Raw genomic sequence first — 17,340 nt, 5'->3', positions numbered from 1 at the left:
ACCGGCCACCGTAAGGAGCCCTTCGCCGACATGGACAACGTCAGCGACATCCCCACGCCCCTGGCGCTGCTGCCGCGCGCCCAGGCGGGCGACGAGCAGGCCATGAACCAGCTGCTGACCGGGATCATCCCGTACGTCGCCCGGCTGTGCCGGTCCATCACGCACGACGACGGCGCCGACGCGACGCAGGAGGCCCTGCTCGCCGTCTACCGCGGCCTGCGCACCCTGCGCGAGCCGACCGCGTTCTACGGCTGGGTCCGTTCGGTGACGGTCCGCGAGGCCGTGCGCACCGTGAAACGGGCCGGCGAGGAAGGGCCGTACCAGCGGGTCGATCCGGGGCAGCAGGCGAATCCGCTGGACGCCGTGCACATCAGTGACGTGCTGGACCGGCTGTCCACGTCCCACCGGCAGGTCCTCACGCTGCGCGCCTACGGCCTCAACGAGGAGGAGATGGCCCGGGTCCTGTCGCTGCCGGTGGGCACGGTACGGTCCCGGCTGCACCGCGCCCGCCTGCGGTTCCGGGAGGCGTGGCAGCCCTCGGCGGCTTGAGTCGGGTGCGCACCGGTGGCCGCCGGCGGGAGCACCCACCGGCGGCCGCCGCCGCGCCCGCCGGCCGCGCTACTCGACGAGGTCCGGCAGCACCTGCGGGGGCCACTGGCCGGGCGCGAACAGGCCGAGCGCGTGGGCGCGGGCCACCAGGGCGGGCCGGTTGGGTGCGTCGAAGCGGCGCAGCAGCAGGCCCACGCGGTACTCGACGCCCTGACGGCTCAGATACAGACGGCCGGCCAGCTGCACCGTCGACGCACCGCCCGCCACCCCCTCCAGCACGCGCGCGTCGAGTTCGCTCAGCGTCAGTGCGCGCGGGTGCGGCAGGTCCGCCTCCCGCAGGGGGCGCAGCAGCAGGACCAGTCCGGCCGGCCCGGCCGGGCCGGTGACCGCTATGGCCGTCAGGTCCGCGGCGAAGACACGGCCGCCGATGTGCCGGCCGGCCACCCGTTCCGTGAACCAGTCCGTGCGGCCCTCGGAAAGGTCGGTGAACCGATGAGGCAGCCGTGCGGGCGCGCCCGCCCGGAACAGGTCGCCCAGGGCGCGCCCGCAGATCTCGCGGGGACTCACGCCGAACTGTGCCGCGAAATCGGCTTCCGCCGCCGCGATGGTCATGTCCTTCGGACACGCGTGGGCCGTGTAGGTGCGGCGGCGGTTCGCGCCGACGCCCGCCGTGACACCGGCGGTGGCTGAGGCGGTGATGCTTGTGGTCACCACGGACATACCGTCTTTCCCTTTGTGCGTGGGGTCTGCGACGCACCGCGCCGTTTCCGACAGAGACCATGGGGCAACGTTGTCAGGCCTCCACGTCCCCGCGGCCTCCGTCGGACGGGAAGTGATATCGCATCGGGTCGGCACTTCGGAGGCTAGAGCCGCACAACCCGGCTGGCAAGGATTTGCCTACCCGGGCGCGCGCATTGCCAACTCTTTCGGCCAGCGCAGATTTTCGGCCATCCGGGAAGCGCCGCCGGACCGTTCCGAAAGTCGACGCGGAGGGAAACCACGGCAAATGACAGGGGAAATCTCTTGTACACAACCGTGTTGCCCAACTTGCCAAGTCTCCCTAAAGTATGGCCAACTTCCGGACGCCACCTCGGGAAGACAGGACACGCGAAAGACTCAAAAGGACCTCAGGGGATCAGAGGGCGAAATGCTTGAGCAGCCGCACTTCGGCCGGCAGCTGAGGAAGCTCAGGCTGGAGCGGGGCCTGAGCCAGGCGGCGGTGGTCGGTGAGGGCATGTCCACCGGGTACCTCTCCCGCCTGGAGTCGGGCGAACGCCGGCCCACCGGGCGCGCGATCAGCTACCTGGCACAGCAACTCGGCGTGGAAGCCTCGGCGTTGACCGAGCTTCGGGCGGGGGGCTGTCTGAGCCACGTGCTAGCCGCCGCGGCCTCGGCACCGCCGGGCACGGACAGCGCCGCGGCCCTGCTCCAGGCGGTGCGGGACGACGAGCGGGACGAGCGCGACGACCCCACCGGCCGCTGGCAGGCGCTGTGGCTGCTCGGCCGGATCAGCGAGGGCCACGGGGACTACGAGCAGGAGCGCGGCCATCTGCGGGAGCTGATACAGCTGAGCGAGCTGATAGCGGCACCGGAGCTGAGAGTGCGGGCGTACGTGCGGTACGCGCGCTGCCTGTGCGCGCTCGGCGACCTGCGGGCGGCGGAGCCGGCCGCCGTCACCGCGCTCGGCGTCGCCCGCGCCGAGCGGCTGCCGGTGGCCGACACCCTGGCCGCGCAGACGGTCCTCGTCGGCGTCGAGACCGAGCTGGGCCGGCTGGACGTGGCCGAGCGGCATGTCCGCGAGATCGAACGGGAGTTGCTGCCCACGGCCGCTCCCCCGCTCGCGGCCGAGGCGTTGTGGACCGCCTCGGTGGTCGCCGACCGCCAGGGCGACCACGACACCGCCCAGGCCCGGCTGGAGGGCGCGCTCGCCCTGTTCCAGGGCAGCGACGACCTGTCCCTGTGGACCCGGCTGCGTACGGCGGCGACGGCCGCGGCGCTGCGCATGTCACCGCCGCGCGTGGCGGCGGCCGAACGGTGGCTCGGCGAGGCCGACGTGGTCCTCGAACTCATCGGGACACCACCGCAGTTGCAGGAGATCCGGGCCCTGCGGGCCCATCTCGCCTTCCACCAGGGCCGATGGGACGAGGCCCGCGCGCTGTCCGGCGCACTCTCGTCGGACGCGGAACTGCGGCTGCCCTACGGGGACCGGGTGCGGCTGGCCGTCCTGGAGGGCCGGCTGAAGATCCTGGACGGCCGGGTCGACCAGGGCGTCGCTTCCCTGCGCCGCCTCGCCCGACAGGCCACGGACGCCCGCAACCTCGACCTGGCCGCCCACGTCTGGCAGTCCCTGGCCACCACCCTGGCCGACGTCCGCACCTCGGACGCCGCCCGCTAGCGCCACGCCACCGGCCGGGTCCGCCTGGGCTCCGGGCGACGAGAACGCCGACCCCTGGCACATCGGCGGGGCGAACTCCCCGTACCTGCCCTCCGGCCCCTACGGCCCCCCGCACATCCGCGACGACGAAGACCGCGCCCAGGGCGAGGAGACCCGCGCGCTGGAGGAACCGTTCGCCGGCTAGGTCGCGTACGTGTCGGTGGCCGCCACCAACGCCTCCGCGATGCCCGGGGCGCCGCTGTCGTGACCGGCCTCGTCGACGAGGACCAACTCGCTGCCGGGCCAGGCGTGATGGAGCCGCCAGGCGGTGCCGAGGAGGTTGCCGAGGTCGAGGGTGCCCTGGACGAGGGTGCCGGGGACACCGTCGAGGAGGCGGGCGTCGCGGAGGACCACGCCCTGGCCGTCCTCGGGGCCCAGGAAGTGGCCGTTGGCCCAGTAGTGGGTGACCGTGCGGGCGAAGCCGAGGCGGAAGCCGGGGTCCTCGTAGCGCGGGACGGAGCGCGGCGGCGCCGGGACGATCGCGGTCTCCCAGTCCGTCCAGGCCCGCGCGGCCCGTGCCCGGACACCGGGGTCGGGGGATTCGAGCAGCCGGTGGTAGGCGGCGGCGAGGTTCCCGTCCCGCTCACCGGGCGGCAGTTCGGACACGAAGCGGCGGAAGGCCTCCGGGAAGAGCCGCCCCACTCCCCGGGTGAGCAGGGCGACCTCGGCGTCCGAGCCGGTCGCCACCCCGGTCAGGACCAGTTCGGACACCGCCGCCGGGTGCGTCTGGGCATAGCGCAGCGCGAGCACCGAGCCCCAGGACACGCCCCACACCAGCCAGCGTTCGATGTCCAGGTGCCGGCGCAGCAGTTCCAGGTCGGCCAGCAGGTGGCCGGTCGTGTTGACGCTCATGTCGGTGTCGTGGCGGCTCGCGTGCGGGGTGGAGCGTCCGCTGCCGCGCTGGTCGAGCAGGACGATCCGGTAGGCGGCCGGGTCGAAGAGGCGCCGGGGGTGAGAAGTGCAGCCAGAGCCGGGGCCGCCGTGCAGCACCAGGGCGGGCTTGCCGTGCGGGTTGCCGCAGGTCTCCCAGTGCACACGGTTGCCGTCACCCACATCGAGCAGGCCGGACGCGTACGGTTCGATCTCCGGATACAGAGGCATCCGGGCACCCTAAGGCCCATGCCCCGGCTCACAATTGGCGTCGCACCCCGGCCTCCCGCTCGGCCAGTGTCACGCCGGTCCGGCCCGCCGCGGGTTGGAGGACGGCCGGGCCCCCGGCGCCGTACACCGCGGTCAGCGCGAAGCGGCAGGCGCCGATCAGGAGCAGCACCCCGAACAGGGGCTTTCCGGGGAGCGCGGCGACGAACAGCACCACCATCAGCGGGGCGACGCTCAGCAGGAACACCGCCGAGGCGGGGGCCAGCGCACCCGGCGGCCCGGGCGGCGCCGTCGCGGGCCAGGAACGCGAAGACGCCAGCGAGCAGTCGCAGCGGCACCACGAACACCAGGAGCGGCAGCATCAGCGGCCGGGTCTGCGCCAGGGGCACCCCGTGCGGTTGCGCGGCGCTCAGCAGGAAGCTGCCCGTGCTGGAGGCGAAGAAGCCGGGCGGGAGACTGCCGGCCGGCGGCCTGAGCATGATCCGGGTGAGGGCCTCGGGCCGGGGCGGCTCGGGCGTCGTGCCGTACGGCGGCCCCGTTGGCGGCGTCATCCGGATCACCCCTGTCCTCGGTCCGGGTCGGATACGTGCCGGGATCCGGACCGGCACGCTCGCACCGGCGCTCCGATCACCCCCGGAAGGGGTCACGGCCTGCGCTCTCCGGCCGGAGCCGGGCACCTTCGTCGCGGAACCGCCGCGGAATTGTCCGTGATCGGTAACAGACGGAGCCCGGGCCCCGGCCCGCCCGTCTGGTCAGGTGCACAAGGCGGACAACACGACAGGGGCGGGGCGGACATGGCGCGGCATGGCGGGCGGGGATGGTACGGCCGGGTGGCCGCGGCGGCGCTGGGGGTCACGGCGGTGGCGGCGGCCGCCTCGGTGTGGACCGCGCAGGCCGGACAGCCGGGCGGCGAACCGGGCCGGCCGGGCGCCTCCGCGCGGACCGCCGCGCCCACGGCCCGGCCGGTGGCCGAGTCCATCGCGCACGCCTCCGACGGGGGCGCGCACGCCGTGAACATCACCATCGACGACGGCCCGGACCCGACGTGGACCCCGCAGGTGCTCCAACTGCTGCGCGAGAACGGCGTGAAGGCGACGTTCTGCATGGTCGGCCCGCAGGCCGCGGCCCACCCCGACCTGGTCAAGCGGGTGGTGGCCGCCGGGCACCGGCTGTGCGACCACACGGTGTCGCACGACACCGGCATGGACCACAAGTCCGAGGCGTACCAGGCGCGGCAGATCAACGACGCCGAGCGGCAGATCACCCGGGCCTCCGGCGGGGTGCGCCCGATGTACTACCGGGCGCCGGGCGGGGCGTTCACCCCGTACAGCCGGCATCTGGCCGCCTCGCACGGGATGCGGCCCCTGGGCTGGAACGTCGACTCCAAGGACTTCGAGCGGCCCGGCACCGACGCCATCGTCAACACGGTCGAGAACGAGCTGCGGAACGGCCCGACGATCCTCTTCCACGACGCGGGCGGCGACCGCTCCCAGACCGTGGCCGCGCTGCGGGTGCTGCTGCCGTGGCTGAAGCAGCAGGGCTACTCCTTCGGCTTCCCGGTGCGCTGAGCGCAGCCGCAGCCAGGCTGCCCGCGTCGCGGCCCGGAAAACAGGTGGCCGCTGAGCTGCGGCGATGCTGGGATGGGCCGATGCGGGAACAGACGATGACAGTGGACCGGGGCCGGTTCCCGGACGCGGTGACGCCGTGGGAGCGGGAGTCGTGGCGGGCCGCCGCTCTCGACTGGGTGGCGGAGCGGCTGGCGGCGCACGGGCTGCGTCCGCAGGGTGCGCCGGGGGTACGGCTGCGGCCGTGGTCGGTGCTGGTGCGGGTGCCCGTGGCGGAGCGGACGGCGGTGTGGTTCAAGGCGAATCCGCCGGGCAGCGCCTTCGAGGGCCCGCTGACCGTCGCGCTGGCCCGCTGGGTGCCGGGCCGGGTGCTGGAGCCGCTGGCGGTGGACGCCGGGCGGGACTGGGTGCTGCTGCCGGACGGGGGCCCTCTCTTCCGTGATGTGCTGGCCCGGGAGGAGGTGCCGCCGGCGGACTGGGAGGCGCTGCTCGGCCAGTACGCGGACGTGCAGCGCGCGCTCGTTCCCCGTGCCCGGGACGTCGAGCGGCTGGGCGTTCCCCCGGCCCGGACCCGTGACCTGCCCGAGGTGTTCGGGGAACTGCTCGCCCGGAACAGTGCGCTGAGCCCCGAGGAGCGCGCCCGGCTGGCCGGTCTCCGGCCACAGGTCGGCGAGTGGGCGGCCGAGCTCGCCGCGGCCGGCGTCGCGGACACCCTGGATCACGCCGACCTGCACGACGGCCAGCTCTTCCGGCCGGCGCCGGGCCGCTTCACCTTCTTCGACTGGGGCGACGCCACCGTCTCGCACCCGTTCTGCAGCTTCCGTGTCCCCGCCGAGCGGGCCCGCGACCGGTACGGGCCCGGGGTCCTGCCCCGGCTGCTGGACGCCTACCTGGAGCCGTGGACCGGCACCGGCCGCACCCGTGCGGAGCTGCGCCACGCGGCGCGGCCGGCCTGGCGGCTGAGCGCCCTGGGCCGCGCCGGCTCGTGGGGGCGGATGTTCCCGGACGCCGGCGGCCCGGCCGCCAGAACGGTCCCCGGCGCGGCCGAGGGTGCCGGGTGGCTGCTCGAACTGCTCAACGAGCCGCCGTTCTGACCGTGATTCAGGGCAATGGGGTGCCGCCGGTCGCGTTGAGGATCTCGGCGGTGATGTAGCTCGCCTCGGTCGAGGCCAAATAGACGTAGGCCGGGGCGAGTTCGGCGGGCTGGGCCGGGCGGCCGAGCGGGGACTGCTTGCCGAACTCCGTCGTGTCCGGCAGCGTCGCGGGGATCAGCGGTGTCCACACCGGGCCCGGCGCCACCGCGTTGACCCGGATGCCGCGCTCGGCGACCATCTGCGCGAGGCCCTGCGTGAAGGTGACGATCGCGCCCTTGGTCGTCGCGTAGTCCAGCAGATGCGGACTGGGCTTGTACGCCTGCACGGACGCGGAGTTGATGACGCAGCCGCCGGAAGGGATGTGCGGCAGCGCGAACTTGGTCAGCCAGAACATGCCGTACAGGTTGGTGCGCAGCACCCGGTCGAACTGCTCGGTGCTGATCGCCTCGATGCCGTCCGGCTGGGACATCTGGTAGGCGGCGTTGTTCACCAGGACGTCGACGCGGCCGAACTCCGCGACCGCGCGGTCGATCAGGGCCCGGCAGTTGGCCTCCTCGCGGATGTCGCAGGAGACCGCGACCGCCTTCCGCCCGGCGTCCTCCACCAGGCGGGAAGTCTCGCGGGCGTCGTCCGCCTCCTCGTCGAGGTGGGTGAAGAGCACGTCGGCGCCCTCGCGGGCGAAGGCGAGGGCCACCGCCCGTCCGATGCCGGAGTCCCCGCCGGTGATCACGGTCTTGAGGCCGTCCAGCCGGCCGGAGCCGCGGTAGGACTCCTCGCCGTGGTCGGGCGGCGGGTCCATCGGACCGGTCCAGCCCGGGTGCGGCTGGTCCTGGGCGGGGAAGTCGGGGCGGTCGTGCCGGGTGACCGGGTTCGGCCGGTCACCGTGCCGGTCCGTCATGGCGCCTCCTGCGTCGTGCGGGGACGGATGGGCCGACCGGGTTCCCTGATCGGGGCCGCCGAAAAGCGTGCGGCGCGCCCGACCTGCGCGTTTACTGGCCGGCGGCGCGCAGCTGGTCGCGGCGGGCGTTGTTGTAGACGCGCAGCAGGTGCTTGGCGACGGGACAGGGCACGGCGTCGGCGTGGCACTGGCGGCAGGTCCGCATGTGCTGCTCGTAGGTGAGGCGCGCGTTCTCGAACGCGTCGGTGACAGAGGACATGGGTCTTCTCCGGGCTGGGCACGGCCGGAATGCCGCGCCGAGTTGACTGGCTGGTACAAACTGGCTGGTACAACCGGAGACAAGGTGATCATGTTACTGGCGGTACTGGGAAACCGCCCCTTCGTCGCTCTCCGTTCATGCGGGCCGGGGCCGTGCACCTCCTCCCGCAGGGCGCGGGCGCGGTTCAGAACAGCGGCCGGGCCCACCCCGAAGGCCCGGCCGGCGCGGCCGTCACCGACCGCGGCGAGGGCGTCGGCGCGGTGCGGGATGGGCGCGCCGTCGGTCTCCGGGGCGGCCAGGCCGAGGGCCGAGCCGAGCACCAGGTTCTCCAGCGCGGTGATCAGCGGCATGATCCCGGCACGCGGGAAGCCGGCCGAGCGCAGCAGGGTCACCGCGCGTTCGTACTGGCCGAGGACGCTCGGCGCGCGCACCGGTGAGGCCATGAGCAGCGGGATGGCCCGGGGGTGCGCGGCGAAGGCGGCGCGGTAGGAGCGGCCCACGTCTCCAAAGGGTGTCCCAGGGGCCGAGGCCGAGGGTGCCGGGGTCGATCGCGGCGGCCACCCGCTCCCGGAGGAGTTCCATGATGCCGTCCCGGCCGTCCACGTGGTGGTAGACGGACCCGGTCCGGGCGCCGAGCCGTCTGGCTGCCTCCGGGACGCTGAAGTCGCCGCCGTCGGCGTGGCGGGCGTGACCGGGCCGCGCGGATGCCGGGCGCCGATGCCGACGGCCTGCGGGAACTGGTCACGCTCCAGGACCGGGCCGGGCGGCACCGGCGGGTCGGCGGGGTCAAGTTCTTCATGGACAGCACCGTCGAGGGCGGCACGGCCCGGCTGGAGCGCCCCGGCTGCCACGGCCGGGGCACGGCCGCGTTCTGGCCGGACCCGCGCGCCCACGCCGAGGCGGTACGAGCCCCGCACGCGGCCGGCGTGCGCACCGCGACGCACGCCATCGGGGACACCGCCGTACGGCACGTCCTTGGACACCGTCGCCGCCCTCGGGCCGAGCGGGCGCGCGGCCCAGCAGATCGAGCACATCGAGATGGCACCCGACGAACTCCTGTCGCGCTTCGCGGAGTTGGGGGTGGCCGCGTCAAGGCAGCCGCCGCGCACCGGCTACACCCGCGCCGACGTCGGCTGGGCGGCGACCGGGCGGCTCGCGCCTGGCGGCTGCGGGATCTACGGGAGGCGGGCGCCGTCGTCGCGCTGGGCTCGGACCGGACCCTCGCCCCCTACGACGCCCCCATCGCGCACCGGGCGGGCTGAGAAGCGCCCCGGCCGCCGGAGCCGCGTGGACGGGTTCCGGCGGGTGTGGCTGGCATCGGCGGTGGCATCACGTGCGGGTCACCGGGCTACTCCCCCGGCGCCACCACGCGGGCCGCGATCCGCGCCGCCTCGGCCACGAGCGCGTCGACGGCCGGCGCGTCCGGGGCGGTCCGGGTCGACAGCACGGTCAGCACGACCGGTGTCCGCCGGGTCGTCCAGGCCACCCCGAGGTCGTCGGCGGTGCCGTAGTCGCCGGTGCCGGTCTTGTCGGCCACCACCCAGTCGCGCGGCAGGCCGGCCCGGAAGCGGGCCCCGCTGGTGGTGTTGCCCTGCATCCAGCCGACCAGCCGCTCCCGGGCGGCGCCGTCCAGGGCCCGGCCCAGGATGAGCCGTTCCAGCGTCCGGCCGATCGCCTCGGGGCTCGTGGTGTCCCGTGCGTCGCCGGGGATCGCGGTGTTCAGCTCGGGCTCCCAGCGGTCGAGGCGGCTCACCTCGTCGCCGAGCGAGCGGAAGAAGCGGGTCAGCCCGGCCGGGCCGCCCAGCTCGCGCAGCAGCAGGTTGCCGGCCGCGTTGTCGCTGTACTGGATCGCCGCCGCGCACAGGTCGGCCACGGTCATGCCGGTCGCCAGGTTCTCCTCCGTGCGGGGCGAGTTGGGCAGGATGTCGTGCGGCGGGTAGTGGATCACGCGGTGCATCGGGGCGCGGTCGGCGTGGTCGCGCAGCACCGCGGCGGCGGCGAACGCCTTGAACGTCGAGCACATCGGGAACCGCTCGGCCGCGCGATGGGTCAGGGTCCGCCCGGTGCGCGCGTTGCGCGCGTACACCCCGAGCCGCGTGCCGTGGCGCCGCTCCAGGTCGGCCAGCTCACCGGTGTCGGCCGGGGTCGCGGCGGCGGTGGGCGCGGCGGCGGCGGCGGTCGCCGCCAGCGCGGTGGTGGTGAGCGCGAGGCCCGCCTTGAGCAGGCCCCGGCGCGGCAGGGGGTCGAGACGGTCGGTTCCGGTCATGGGCACAGTCCTCCCGTGAAGTCCGCCGGTGCCCGCGAGCGGCCGGCGGCGTCGATCTTCGACGGGGACAGCGAAACAGCAGACCTCCTCCCATGTCCAAGAGGAAACTTTGAACACCTCATGCCTTATTGATATGACTGCTGGGTGGACCTTCTCGCACACCTGGACGCGTACGTGGCGACGGCGGACGAGGCGAGCTTCTCCCGTGCGGCCGACCGGCTCGGGATCGCCCAGCCGCTGCTCAGCCGTCGCATCAAGACACTGGAGGAGCACTTCGGCGGCCTCCTGTTCGACCGTTCGCGGCGGCAGGTGACGGTCACGGAGCTGGGGGTACTGCTGCTGCCGTACGCGCGGGACGTGCTGGACCGGGCCCAGCGGCTCGGGCAGGCGGCCCGCTCCGCCCGGCGGGCGCGGGTCCGCGCGGTGGGGGTGCCCGGTGACTGCGCCCCGGCGGCACTGGCCCGGGCCATCCGGGCGGGCACCGAGCGCGGGATCACCCTCGGGATGCGCGAACTGCCGCCCGGGGAAAGGGTGTCCGGCCTCGCCGACGGCTCGCTCGCCTACGCGCTGCTGCGGGTGCCGCCGGAACAGGCCGCGTTCCAGGCGCCGTTGGGGCTGGCCTCGGCGGCGGAGGACCCGGCCGCGCGGCGCGCGGTCCACCTGGAGGACCTACGGCCGAGGCGGGGCGGCTCCACCGCGCCGCTCCCGGTACTCGTCCAGCCGGAGGACCAAGTCCCGTGCTTCGAGGACCGGTTGGGCAGGGCGGTGGCCCGTGCCGGGCTGCCCGAGGGGCGGGTGCGTCCCGCCGGGCCCGCGTCCGGTGCGCTCGCCGAGACGCTGGCGGGCCACGCCCTGCTGCTGTGCGCCGAGCCGTTCGCCCGGCAGCACGGGGCGCGCTGGGCGCCGCTCGCCGACCGGTCACTGCACCGGGGGTACGACATCGGCGCCGCCCCGGGCCGCGACGGCACCCCCGAGGTGCCGGACTGGCTGGCCGCGCCGCTCGGAGCCGCGGTGGGCGCGGCGGCCGACGGGCCCGGCGCCACCCGGTCCGGCGAGCGGGCCCAGGACGCCCCCGCACGGCTGGCGGCACGCGGATGAGCGCCGTGCCCTGCGTCGGGGACGACGGCGCCCTGCGGGACGTGGCCGAGGCGATCGCCGCCGACTGGGCGTCCGCCGGCGTCCGGGGCGCCTTCCTGGCCCGGAACCTGGACACCGGGGAGCGGCTCGGTTTCGGCGCCGAGGAGCCGGTGCCGCTCGCGTCGGTGGTGAAGGTGCCGCTGGCCCTCGTCGTCCTTGACCGGATCGCGGCGGGCCGCCTCGATCCCGCGCTGCCGGTGACCCTGGACCCGGCCACCGGCAGCGTCGGCTCCACGGGGTTCGCGGCGTTCCGGTACCCGGCCACCGTGGCCGTCGGCGATCTGCTGCGGTCGATGCTGGCGGTGAGCGACAACGCGGCGGCGGACGCGCTGCTCGCCCTGGTGCCGGTGGCGGAGGTCGACGCGCGGCTCGCCGCCTGGGGCTGCGCGGGCGTCCGGATGCGGCACCGGCTGAACCACATGTACGAGTGCGCGGCCGGTGCCGCCGGCGACGACTTCTCCCTGGCACTGGAACTGGCCGTACGGGACGAACGCGCCGGCCGGCACACCATCGAGACCCTCGACCCGGCCCGCGCCAACACCGGTTCGGCCACCGCCCTGGTCGACCTGCTGGAGCGGGTGTGGGACGACCGGATCTCCGTGCCGGCGGCGACGGCGGAGCTGCGCCGGTTGATGGCCGCGCAGGTCTTCACCCAGCGGCTGGCGTCGGAACTGCGCGCCGACAGCCTGCGCTGGAGCGGCAAGACCGGCACCTTCCTGCACCTCAGACACGAGATCGGCGTGGTCGAGGCGGACTCCGGCGACCGGGTGGCGATCGCCGCGCTGACCCGGGCGGACCGGCGTGCGAGCCAGGCACCGGACGTCGACCTCGCGATCGGCGCGGCGGGCCGGACGGCGTTCGAGGCGCTGCGCCGCTGAACGCCCCCTGGAACAGCTGGCGTTGTTCCTTCACGCGGGTGCCGGCGCCCGTCCGATCGCGGACGCAGCGGACACGGTCGGCGAGGGGGCGGACAGCGGGGCGTCCGGGCCCGCCCCGAAGGGCGGACCCGGACGTCTGGTGCGGCGTCGGCCGGACGCCGGGCGGATCAGGCCAGGTCGAACCGGTCCAGGTTCATGACCTTGTCCCACGCGGCGACGAAGTCCTGGACGAACTTCTCCTTCGCGTCGTCGCTCGCGTAGACCTCGGCGAGGGCGCGCAGCTCGGAGTTGGAGCCGAAGACGAGGTCGGCGCGGCTGCCGGCCCACTTCAGCTCGCCGGTCGCGGCGTCCCGGCCCTCGAAGGTGGTCTGGTCCTCGGAGGTCGACTTCCAGGTGGTGCCCAGGTCGAGCAGGTTGACGAAGAAGTCGTTGGTGAGGACGCCGGGCGTGTGGGTCAGGACGCCCAGCTGGGAGCCCTGGTAGGTGGCGCCCAGGACGCGCAGGCCGCCGACCAGGACGGTGGTCTCGGGGGCGCTCAGGGTGAGCAGGTTCGCCCGGTCCAGCAGCAGGAACTCGGCCGGCAGGCGGTTGCCCTTGCCGAGGTAGTTGCGGAAGCCGTCCGCGGTGGGCTCCAGCGCCTCGAAGGACTCGGCGTCGGTGTGCTCCTCGGTCGCGTCGACACGGCCCGGGGTGAAGGGCACCCGCACCTCGAAACCGCCCTCCTTGGCGGCCTTCTCCACGGCCGCGGCACCGCCGAGGACGATCAGGTCGGCCAGGGAGACCCGCTTCGCGCCCGAGGAGGCGTGGAAGTCCTGCCGGACGCCCTCCAGGACGCGCAGCACCTGGGCCAGCCCGTCGGGGTCGTTGACCTCCCAGCCGCGCTGCGGGGCGAGGCGGATCCGGCCGCCGTTGGCACCGCCGCGCTTGTCGCTGCCGCGGAAGGTGGAGGCGGACGCCCAGGCGGTGGTGACCAGCTGGGTGACGGAGAGCCCGGAGTCGAGCAGCTTGGTCTTCAGGGTCGCGACGTCCGCGTCGTCGACCGGCTCGCCCTCGCGCTCCGGCAGCGGGTCCTGCCAGATCAGGGTCTCCTCGGGGACCTCCGGGCCGAGGTACAGCGACTTCGGGCCCATGTCGCGGTGGGTGAGCTTGTACCAGGCGCGGGCGAAGGCGTCCGCGAACTCCTCGGGGTGCTCGTGGAAGCGGCGGGCGATCGGCTCGTAGACCGGGTCGAAGCGCAGCGACAGGTCGGTGGTGAGCATCGTCGGCAGCCGCTTCCGCGACGGGTCCTCGGGGTCCGGGATGATGGCCTCGGCGTCCTTGGCCACCCACTGCTTGGCACCGGCCGGGGACTCGGTCAGCTCCCACTCGAAGCCGAAGAGGTTGTCGAAGAAGCCGCTGCCCCACCGGGTGGGCGTGGCGGTCCAGGTGACTTCGAGACCGGAGGTGATGGCGTCCCGGCCCTTGCCGCTGCCGTGGGTGCTGCGCCAGCCGAGGCCCTGCTCCGCCAGGCCGGCGGCCTCCGGGTCGACGCCGACCGCGTCGGCCGGGCCTGCGCCGTGGGTCTTGCCGAAGGTGTGGCCGCCGGCGATCAGGGCGACGGTCTCCTCGTCGTTCATCGCCATGCGGCGGAACGTCTCGCGGATGTCACGGGCGGCGGCCAGCGGGTCCGGGTTGCCGTTCGGGCCCTCCGGGTTGACGTAGATCAGGCCCATCTGGACCGCGCCGAGCGGGTTCTCCAGCTCGCGGTCGCCGCTGTAGCGCTTGTCGTCGAGCCAGGTGGTCTCGGGACCCCAGTAGACGTCCTCCTCCGGTTCCCAGACGTCCTCGCGGCCGCCGCCGTAGCCGAAGGTCTCGAAGCCCATCGACTCCAGGGCGACGTTGCCGGCGAGGATCATCAGGTCGGCCCAGGACAGGCTCTGGCCGTACTTCTTCTTGACCGGCCACAGCAGCCGGCGGGCCTTGTCCAGGTTGACGTTGTCCGGCCAGCTGTTCAGCGGGGCGAAGCGCTGCTGGCCGGCGCCGGCGCCGCCGCGGCCGTCGCTGATGCGGTAGGTGCCGGCGCTGTGCCAGGCCATACGGATGATGAGCGGGCCGTAGTGGCCGAAGTCGGCGGGCCACCAGTCCTGGGAGGTGGTGAGCACCTCCTCGATCTCCCGTTTGACGGTCGGAAGGTCCAGGCCCCGGAACGCCTCGGCGTAGTCGAAGCCCTCGCCGAGCGGGTTGGACACGGCCGGGTTCTTGGCGAGGATCTTCACGTTCAGCCGCTCGGGCCACCACTGACGGTTGCCGCCGCCCTGGGTCGGGTGCAGGGCGCGGTCGTGGGCGACCGGGCAGCCGCCGCTCACTTCCTCCGTCTTCGCGTCGGTGACGATCGCGTCGTGGTTCTCGGTCATGGCAATCCTTCCGAACTGTGCGGAACTCGGTGCTCAGGAACTGCGGCCGGTGGAACAGTCGGGGCAGGTGCCCCAGTAGACGACCTCGGCCTCGTCCACGGCGAAGCCGTGGTCGTCGGACGCGGTCAGGCAGGGCGCGTCGCCGGCCGCGCAGTCGACGTCGGCGACGGCACCGCACGACCGGCACACGAGGTGATGGTGGTTGTCGCCCACCCGTCCCTCGAACCGGGCCGGATGGCCGGCCGGCTCGACGCGGCGCACCAGGCCCGCGGCGGTCAGGGCGTGCAGGGCTTCGTAGACGGCTTGCACGGAGATGTGGCCCACGCGGTCGCGCACCCCGGACGCGATCGCCTCGACACCGAGGTGGTCGCCGTTCCGGACGGTCTCCAGCAGCGCGACGCGGGCCGCCGTCACGCGCAGCCCCGCACCGCGCAGTTCCTCGGCGGTGGTGGAGCTCGGGGAGGCGGTCATGAGGCCGAACCTACCCCCCTAAACACGAGTGGTTCAAGAAAACGACGAGAACAAATTCTGGACATTGTCTCGATCGAGTGAACGATCGCGTGAACGATCGCGTGAACGATCGCGTGAACGTCGGAAGGGGCCGGGTCGGGCGGCCACTCGTCCGGGTGCATCCCCAGCGGCCGTCCGTGGCATACCCGGGGCCGTGTCATCGGCAGCGGTGTGACGTTCGGCTCGGGACGTGATGGATTCGGGGGGACCGGCAAGGTAGCCCCTCGTGCTCCACGCGACATGCCCCACGCCACCCCTCTGCGGCAGGTGATTCGATGACCACGGCGACGACCCGGGCGCTCCGGACGCCGCCCGCGAGAACCGGCGGGCCCGCCTCCCGGCCCTCCCCGCCCACCGCCCCGCGCTCCCTGCCGTCCCTGACGGGGCTGCGGTGGATGGCGGCGCTGCTGGTGTTCGGACTGCACGTGCACAACTTCGGCTACTTCTCGGGCACCGCCGCCCGCCTGGTGCGCTGGGCGTTCGGATCCGGCGCCACCGGGGTGTCGTTCTTCTTCGTGCTCTCCGGTTTCGTCCTCACCTGGTCGGCGCGGCCGAACGACCGTGCCGTGGCGTTCTGGCGGCGGCGCGTCGCGCGGATCTACCCGGTGCACCTCGTCACTCTGACCGCGGCCCTCGTCATGGCGTACACGCTGGCGCACGAGCCGCGGCCGACGGTGCGGCAGGGCCTGGCGAACCTGCTGATGCTGCACTCCTGGTGGCGACCGTGGTGGCAGACGCTGAACCCGGTGAGCTGGTCGCTGGCCTGCGAGGCGTTCTTCTACGCGGCCTTCCCGCTGCTGTTCCCGCTGCTGCGCCGGCTGGGCGCGCGCGGAACCACCGCGCTGGGCGCGCTGTCGGTGGCCGCCGTCATGGCGCTCGCCTGGACGGACGCCCACCACTGGTGGACGTACTCGCTCTACTCGCTGCCGGCCGCCCGGCTGCCCGAGTTCGTGCTCGGCGCGGTCGCCGCGCGGCTGGTGCTGCTGGGCCGGTGGCGGGGGCCTGGCCTGGAGGCCTCGCTCGCGCTGGCGGTGATCGGCTACTTCCTCGTCCCGCAGGTCACGCCCGGCTACTCCGCGACCGTGTGCACCGTCCTCGGTTTCGCGCTGCTCATCCCGGCGGCGGCCGTCGCCGACCTGCACGGTCTGCCGTCCCTGTGGCGGCGCCGGTGGCTGGTGCGGCTCGGGGAGGTGTCGTTCGCCTTCTACATGGTGCATCTGCTGGTGCTGCGCGCCGCCGTCCATCTCCTGGGCGCCAAGCCGCACTTCGGCCTCATGGCCGGGCTGACCGTCACCGCGGTCCTGTTCACCGTCTCCCTCGCGCTGTCCTGGGTGCTGTACGAGGCGGTGGAGTGCCCGGCCAGACGGCTGCTGCTGCGCCGACGGCAGCGGCCCGCGCCACCGGCGGCGGAGCGGGAGGGCGAGCCGGACCGGGCCCGCCGTACGGCTTCCGCCGCCGCACGGGACTGACGACTGCGGCTCGCCGGGGGCTGCTGTCGTCCTCCCGGTCGCACTCCCGGGTGACGTCCGCAACAGCGGGGAGAGTCCGGCGTGATCCTGGGTAGACGCCTCCCGACACCGGCCCGGTGGCGCATGCCGCCGGGCCGGGCGCTGGAGACACCGGACGAAGGAGCCGCCTCGACGTGCTGGGGACAGTAGGACCGGCGTGCGGCCCGTATCCCTGCCCGAAACCGTGGGCGGCCGGGGCGGCGCGGGACGCGGCTCAGGCCGGGCGGCCCTGCCGGCGGCCGGCGCGTTCCGTCCCGGTGGGCCCGGACGCCAGGACCGCGCCCGCGCCGGACTCCTTGCCGAGCATCCGGTGCGCGGCGGCGCAGAACGACTCCAGGCCCTCGCGCAGCGCCTCCCGGTCGGCGACCGGCATGGCAGCGAGGACGGCCCGCACCTCCCTTTCCCGGCGGACGCGCAGGTCGGCGAGGAAAGTCCGGCCGCTGCCGCTCAGCCGCAGCCGCACCTCGCGCCGGTCGGCGGCGGCGGCCTCGCGTTCGAGGAACCCCGTGCTCTCCAGCCGGTCGCAGAGCCGGCTGGCCGACGGTGGCGTGGTGCCGAGGCTGGCCGCGAGGGTGCGCAGGTTGATGCCGTCGCGCTGTTCCAGGACCAGGAGTACGCGTACCTGCGAACGGGAGGCGGGTGCCGTGGGGGTGCGCCCCGACAGGACCGCGAGCAGCTCGGCGGCCGTGGCGGTCGCCCGGGCGGCCTCGTCGGACGGCGGACGGGAGCGGAAGGCGGCCACCGTACCCCT

17 protein-coding genes and 1 pseudogene are annotated in these 17,340 nt (G+C 74.3%); 8 read left to right on the top strand and 10 right to left on the bottom strand.

The annotated features are described in order from the left end of the window. The first annotated feature begins 30 nt into the window (after positions 1–30). The gene (locus tag NX794_RS16050; RefSeq protein WP_258779218.1) at positions 31–549 is read left to right on the top strand and encodes an RNA polymerase sigma factor; all 519 of its coding nucleotides are present in this window, start codon (positions 31–33) and stop codon (positions 547–549) included. A gap of 69 nt (positions 550–618) precedes the next feature. On the opposite strand, the gene NX794_RS16045 is transcribed toward NX794_RS16050, so the two are convergent. Then, positions 619–1,269: a helix-turn-helix domain-containing protein gene (locus tag NX794_RS16045; protein ID WP_258779217.1), complete on the bottom strand. Its 651-nt coding sequence runs from the start codon at positions 1,267–1,269 to the stop codon at positions 619–621. Between the two features lie 427 nt (positions 1,270–1,696). Here NX794_RS16045 and NX794_RS16040 point away from each other — a divergent pair, with 427 nt between their 5' ends. Then, a complete protein-coding gene (locus tag NX794_RS16040; RefSeq protein WP_258779216.1) occupies positions 1,697–2,944 on the top strand; it encodes a helix-turn-helix domain-containing protein in 1,248 nt (415 codons plus the stop codon). A 180-nt stretch (positions 2,945–3,124) separates the two neighbouring features. On the opposite strand, the gene pip is transcribed toward NX794_RS16040, so the two are convergent. Then, entirely contained in the window at positions 3,125–4,084 is a 960-nt protein-coding gene (pip, locus tag NX794_RS16035) for a prolyl aminopeptidase (RefSeq protein ID WP_258779215.1), read from the bottom strand. A 28-nt stretch (positions 4,085–4,112) separates the two neighbouring features. Next, complete coding sequence (locus NX794_RS16030; RefSeq protein WP_258779214.1) at positions 4,113–4,328, bottom strand: hypothetical protein; 216 nt, start codon at positions 4,326–4,328, stop codon at positions 4,113–4,115. A 547-nt stretch (positions 4,329–4,875) separates the two neighbouring features. Here NX794_RS16030 and NX794_RS16025 point away from each other — a divergent pair. Both NX794_RS16025 and NX794_RS16020 read left to right on the top strand, forming a co-directional pair. Continuing rightward, positions 4,876–5,649, top strand: coding sequence for a polysaccharide deacetylase family protein (locus NX794_RS16025; protein ID WP_258779213.1), 774 nt, complete (start codon positions 4,876–4,878; stop codon positions 5,647–5,649). An 80-nt stretch (positions 5,650–5,729) separates the two neighbouring features. Continuing rightward, on the top strand, positions 5,730–6,740 hold the full coding sequence (locus NX794_RS16020; RefSeq protein ID WP_258779212.1) for an aminoglycoside phosphotransferase family protein: 1,011 nt from the start codon (positions 5,730–5,732) through the stop codon (positions 6,738–6,740). A gap of 7 nt (positions 6,741–6,747) precedes the next feature. Here NX794_RS16020 and NX794_RS16015 read toward each other — a convergent pair whose 3' ends face one another. The 3 genes and pseudogenes from NX794_RS16015 to NX794_RS36060 all read right to left on the bottom strand — a co-directional run. Then, positions 6,748–7,638, bottom strand: coding sequence for an SDR family oxidoreductase (locus tag NX794_RS16015; RefSeq protein WP_258779211.1), 891 nt, complete (start codon positions 7,636–7,638; stop codon positions 6,748–6,750). Positions 7,639–7,729: 91 nt separating this feature from the next. Continuing rightward, positions 7,730–7,897: a hypothetical protein gene (locus tag NX794_RS16010; protein ID WP_258779210.1), complete on the bottom strand. Its 168-nt coding sequence runs from the start codon at positions 7,895–7,897 to the stop codon at positions 7,730–7,732. Positions 7,898–8,259: 362 nt separating this feature from the next. Beyond that, a pseudogene (locus NX794_RS36060) lies at positions 8,260–8,340 on the bottom strand (TetR/AcrR family transcriptional regulator); the annotation flags it as partial. A gap of 261 nt (positions 8,341–8,601) precedes the next feature. Here NX794_RS36060 and NX794_RS16000 point away from each other — a divergent pair. Next, positions 8,602–9,159 (top strand): amidohydrolase family protein, encoded by a 558-nt coding sequence (locus tag NX794_RS16000; protein ID WP_258779209.1) that lies wholly within the window; start codon positions 8,602–8,604, stop codon positions 9,157–9,159. Positions 9,160–9,245: 86 nt separating this feature from the next. Here NX794_RS16000 and bla read toward each other — a convergent pair whose 3' ends face one another. Then, on the bottom strand, positions 9,246–10,163 hold the full coding sequence (gene bla, locus NX794_RS15995; RefSeq protein WP_258779208.1) for a class A beta-lactamase: 918 nt from the start codon (positions 10,161–10,163) through the stop codon (positions 9,246–9,248). Positions 10,164–10,307: 144 nt separating this feature from the next. On the opposite strand from bla, the gene NX794_RS15990 reads away from it, so the two are divergent. Together NX794_RS15990 and NX794_RS15985 are read left to right on the top strand one after the other, a co-directional pair. Then, the gene (locus tag NX794_RS15990; RefSeq protein WP_258779207.1) at positions 10,308–11,261 is read left to right on the top strand and encodes a LysR family transcriptional regulator; all 954 of its coding nucleotides are present in this window, start codon (positions 10,308–10,310) and stop codon (positions 11,259–11,261) included. Continuing rightward, positions 11,258–12,178: a serine hydrolase gene (locus NX794_RS15985; RefSeq protein WP_258779206.1), complete on the top strand. Its 921-nt coding sequence runs from the start codon at positions 11,258–11,260 to the stop codon at positions 12,176–12,178. The genes NX794_RS15990 and NX794_RS15985 overlap by 4 nt, the downstream gene beginning before the upstream one ends. 167 nt (positions 12,179–12,345) lie before the next feature. On the opposite strand, the gene katG is transcribed toward NX794_RS15985, so the two are convergent. Beyond that, entirely contained in the window at positions 12,346–14,571 is a 2,226-nt protein-coding gene (gene katG, locus NX794_RS15980; protein WP_258779205.1) for a catalase/peroxidase HPI, read from the bottom strand. Between the two features lie 33 nt (positions 14,572–14,604). Further along, positions 14,605–15,042, bottom strand: a complete 438-nt coding sequence (locus tag NX794_RS15975) for a Fur family transcriptional regulator (protein ID WP_258779204.1) — start codon at positions 15,040–15,042, stop codon at positions 14,605–14,607. Positions 15,043–15,356: 314 nt separating this feature from the next. On the opposite strand from NX794_RS15975, the gene NX794_RS15970 reads away from it, so the two are divergent. Further along, positions 15,357–16,550: an acyltransferase family protein gene (locus NX794_RS15970; protein ID WP_258779203.1), complete on the top strand. Its 1,194-nt coding sequence runs from the start codon at positions 15,357–15,359 to the stop codon at positions 16,548–16,550. Between the two features lie 253 nt (positions 16,551–16,803). Here the strand turns inward: NX794_RS15970 and NX794_RS15965 are convergent, their stop codons facing one another. After that, positions 16,804–17,331 carry a MarR family winged helix-turn-helix transcriptional regulator gene (locus NX794_RS15965; RefSeq protein ID WP_258779202.1) on the bottom strand — a complete coding sequence of 176 codons (528 nt, stop codon included), beginning with the start codon at positions 17,329–17,331 and terminating at the stop codon, positions 16,804–16,806. Positions 17,332–17,340 lie beyond the last annotated feature (9 nt).

The organism is Streptomyces pyxinicus, from assembly GCF_024753135.1.
Lineage (GTDB): Bacteria > Actinomycetota > Actinomycetes > Streptomycetales > Streptomycetaceae > Streptomyces > Streptomyces pyxinicus.
Note: the sequence above shows the minus strand (reverse complement) of the source record. Positions and strands in the feature narration are given on the sequence as shown.

Coding starts and splice junctions, on each gene's coding strand:
- NX794_RS16050 (WP_258779218.1), top strand. CDS start 31: ATGGACAACGTCAGCGACATCCCCACGCCCCTGGCGCTGCTGCCGCGC.
- NX794_RS16045 (WP_258779217.1), bottom strand. CDS start 1,269: ATGTCCGTGGTGACCACAAGCATCACCGCCTCAGCCACCGCCGGTGTC.
- NX794_RS16040 (WP_258779216.1), top strand. CDS start 1,697: ATGCTTGAGCAGCCGCACTTCGGCCGGCAGCTGAGGAAGCTCAGGCTG.
- pip (WP_258779215.1), bottom strand. CDS start 4,084: ATGCCTCTGTATCCGGAGATCGAACCGTACGCGTCCGGCCTGCTCGAT.
- NX794_RS16025 (WP_258779213.1), top strand. CDS start 4,876: ATGGCGCGGCATGGCGGGCGGGGATGGTACGGCCGGGTGGCCGCGGCG.
- NX794_RS16020 (WP_258779212.1), top strand. CDS start 5,730: ATGCGGGAACAGACGATGACAGTGGACCGGGGCCGGTTCCCGGACGCG.
- NX794_RS16015 (WP_258779211.1), bottom strand. CDS start 7,638: ATGACGGACCGGCACGGTGACCGGCCGAACCCGGTCACCCGGCACGAC.
- NX794_RS16010 (WP_258779210.1), bottom strand. CDS start 7,897: ATGTCCTCTGTCACCGACGCGTTCGAGAACGCGCGCCTCACCTACGAG.
- NX794_RS16000 (WP_258779209.1), top strand. CDS start 8,602: ATGCCGGGCGCCGATGCCGACGGCCTGCGGGAACTGGTCACGCTCCAG.
- bla (WP_258779208.1), bottom strand. CDS start 10,163: ATGACCGGAACCGACCGTCTCGACCCCCTGCCGCGCCGGGGCCTGCTC.
- NX794_RS15985 (WP_258779206.1), top strand. CDS start 11,258: ATGAGCGCCGTGCCCTGCGTCGGGGACGACGGCGCCCTGCGGGACGTG.
- katG (WP_258779205.1), bottom strand. CDS start 14,571: ATGACCGAGAACCACGACGCGATCGTCACCGACGCGAAGACGGAGGAA.
- NX794_RS15975 (WP_258779204.1), bottom strand. CDS start 15,042: ATGACCGCCTCCCCGAGCTCCACCACCGCCGAGGAACTGCGCGGTGCG.
- NX794_RS15970 (WP_258779203.1), top strand. CDS start 15,357: ATGACCACGGCGACGACCCGGGCGCTCCGGACGCCGCCCGCGAGAACC.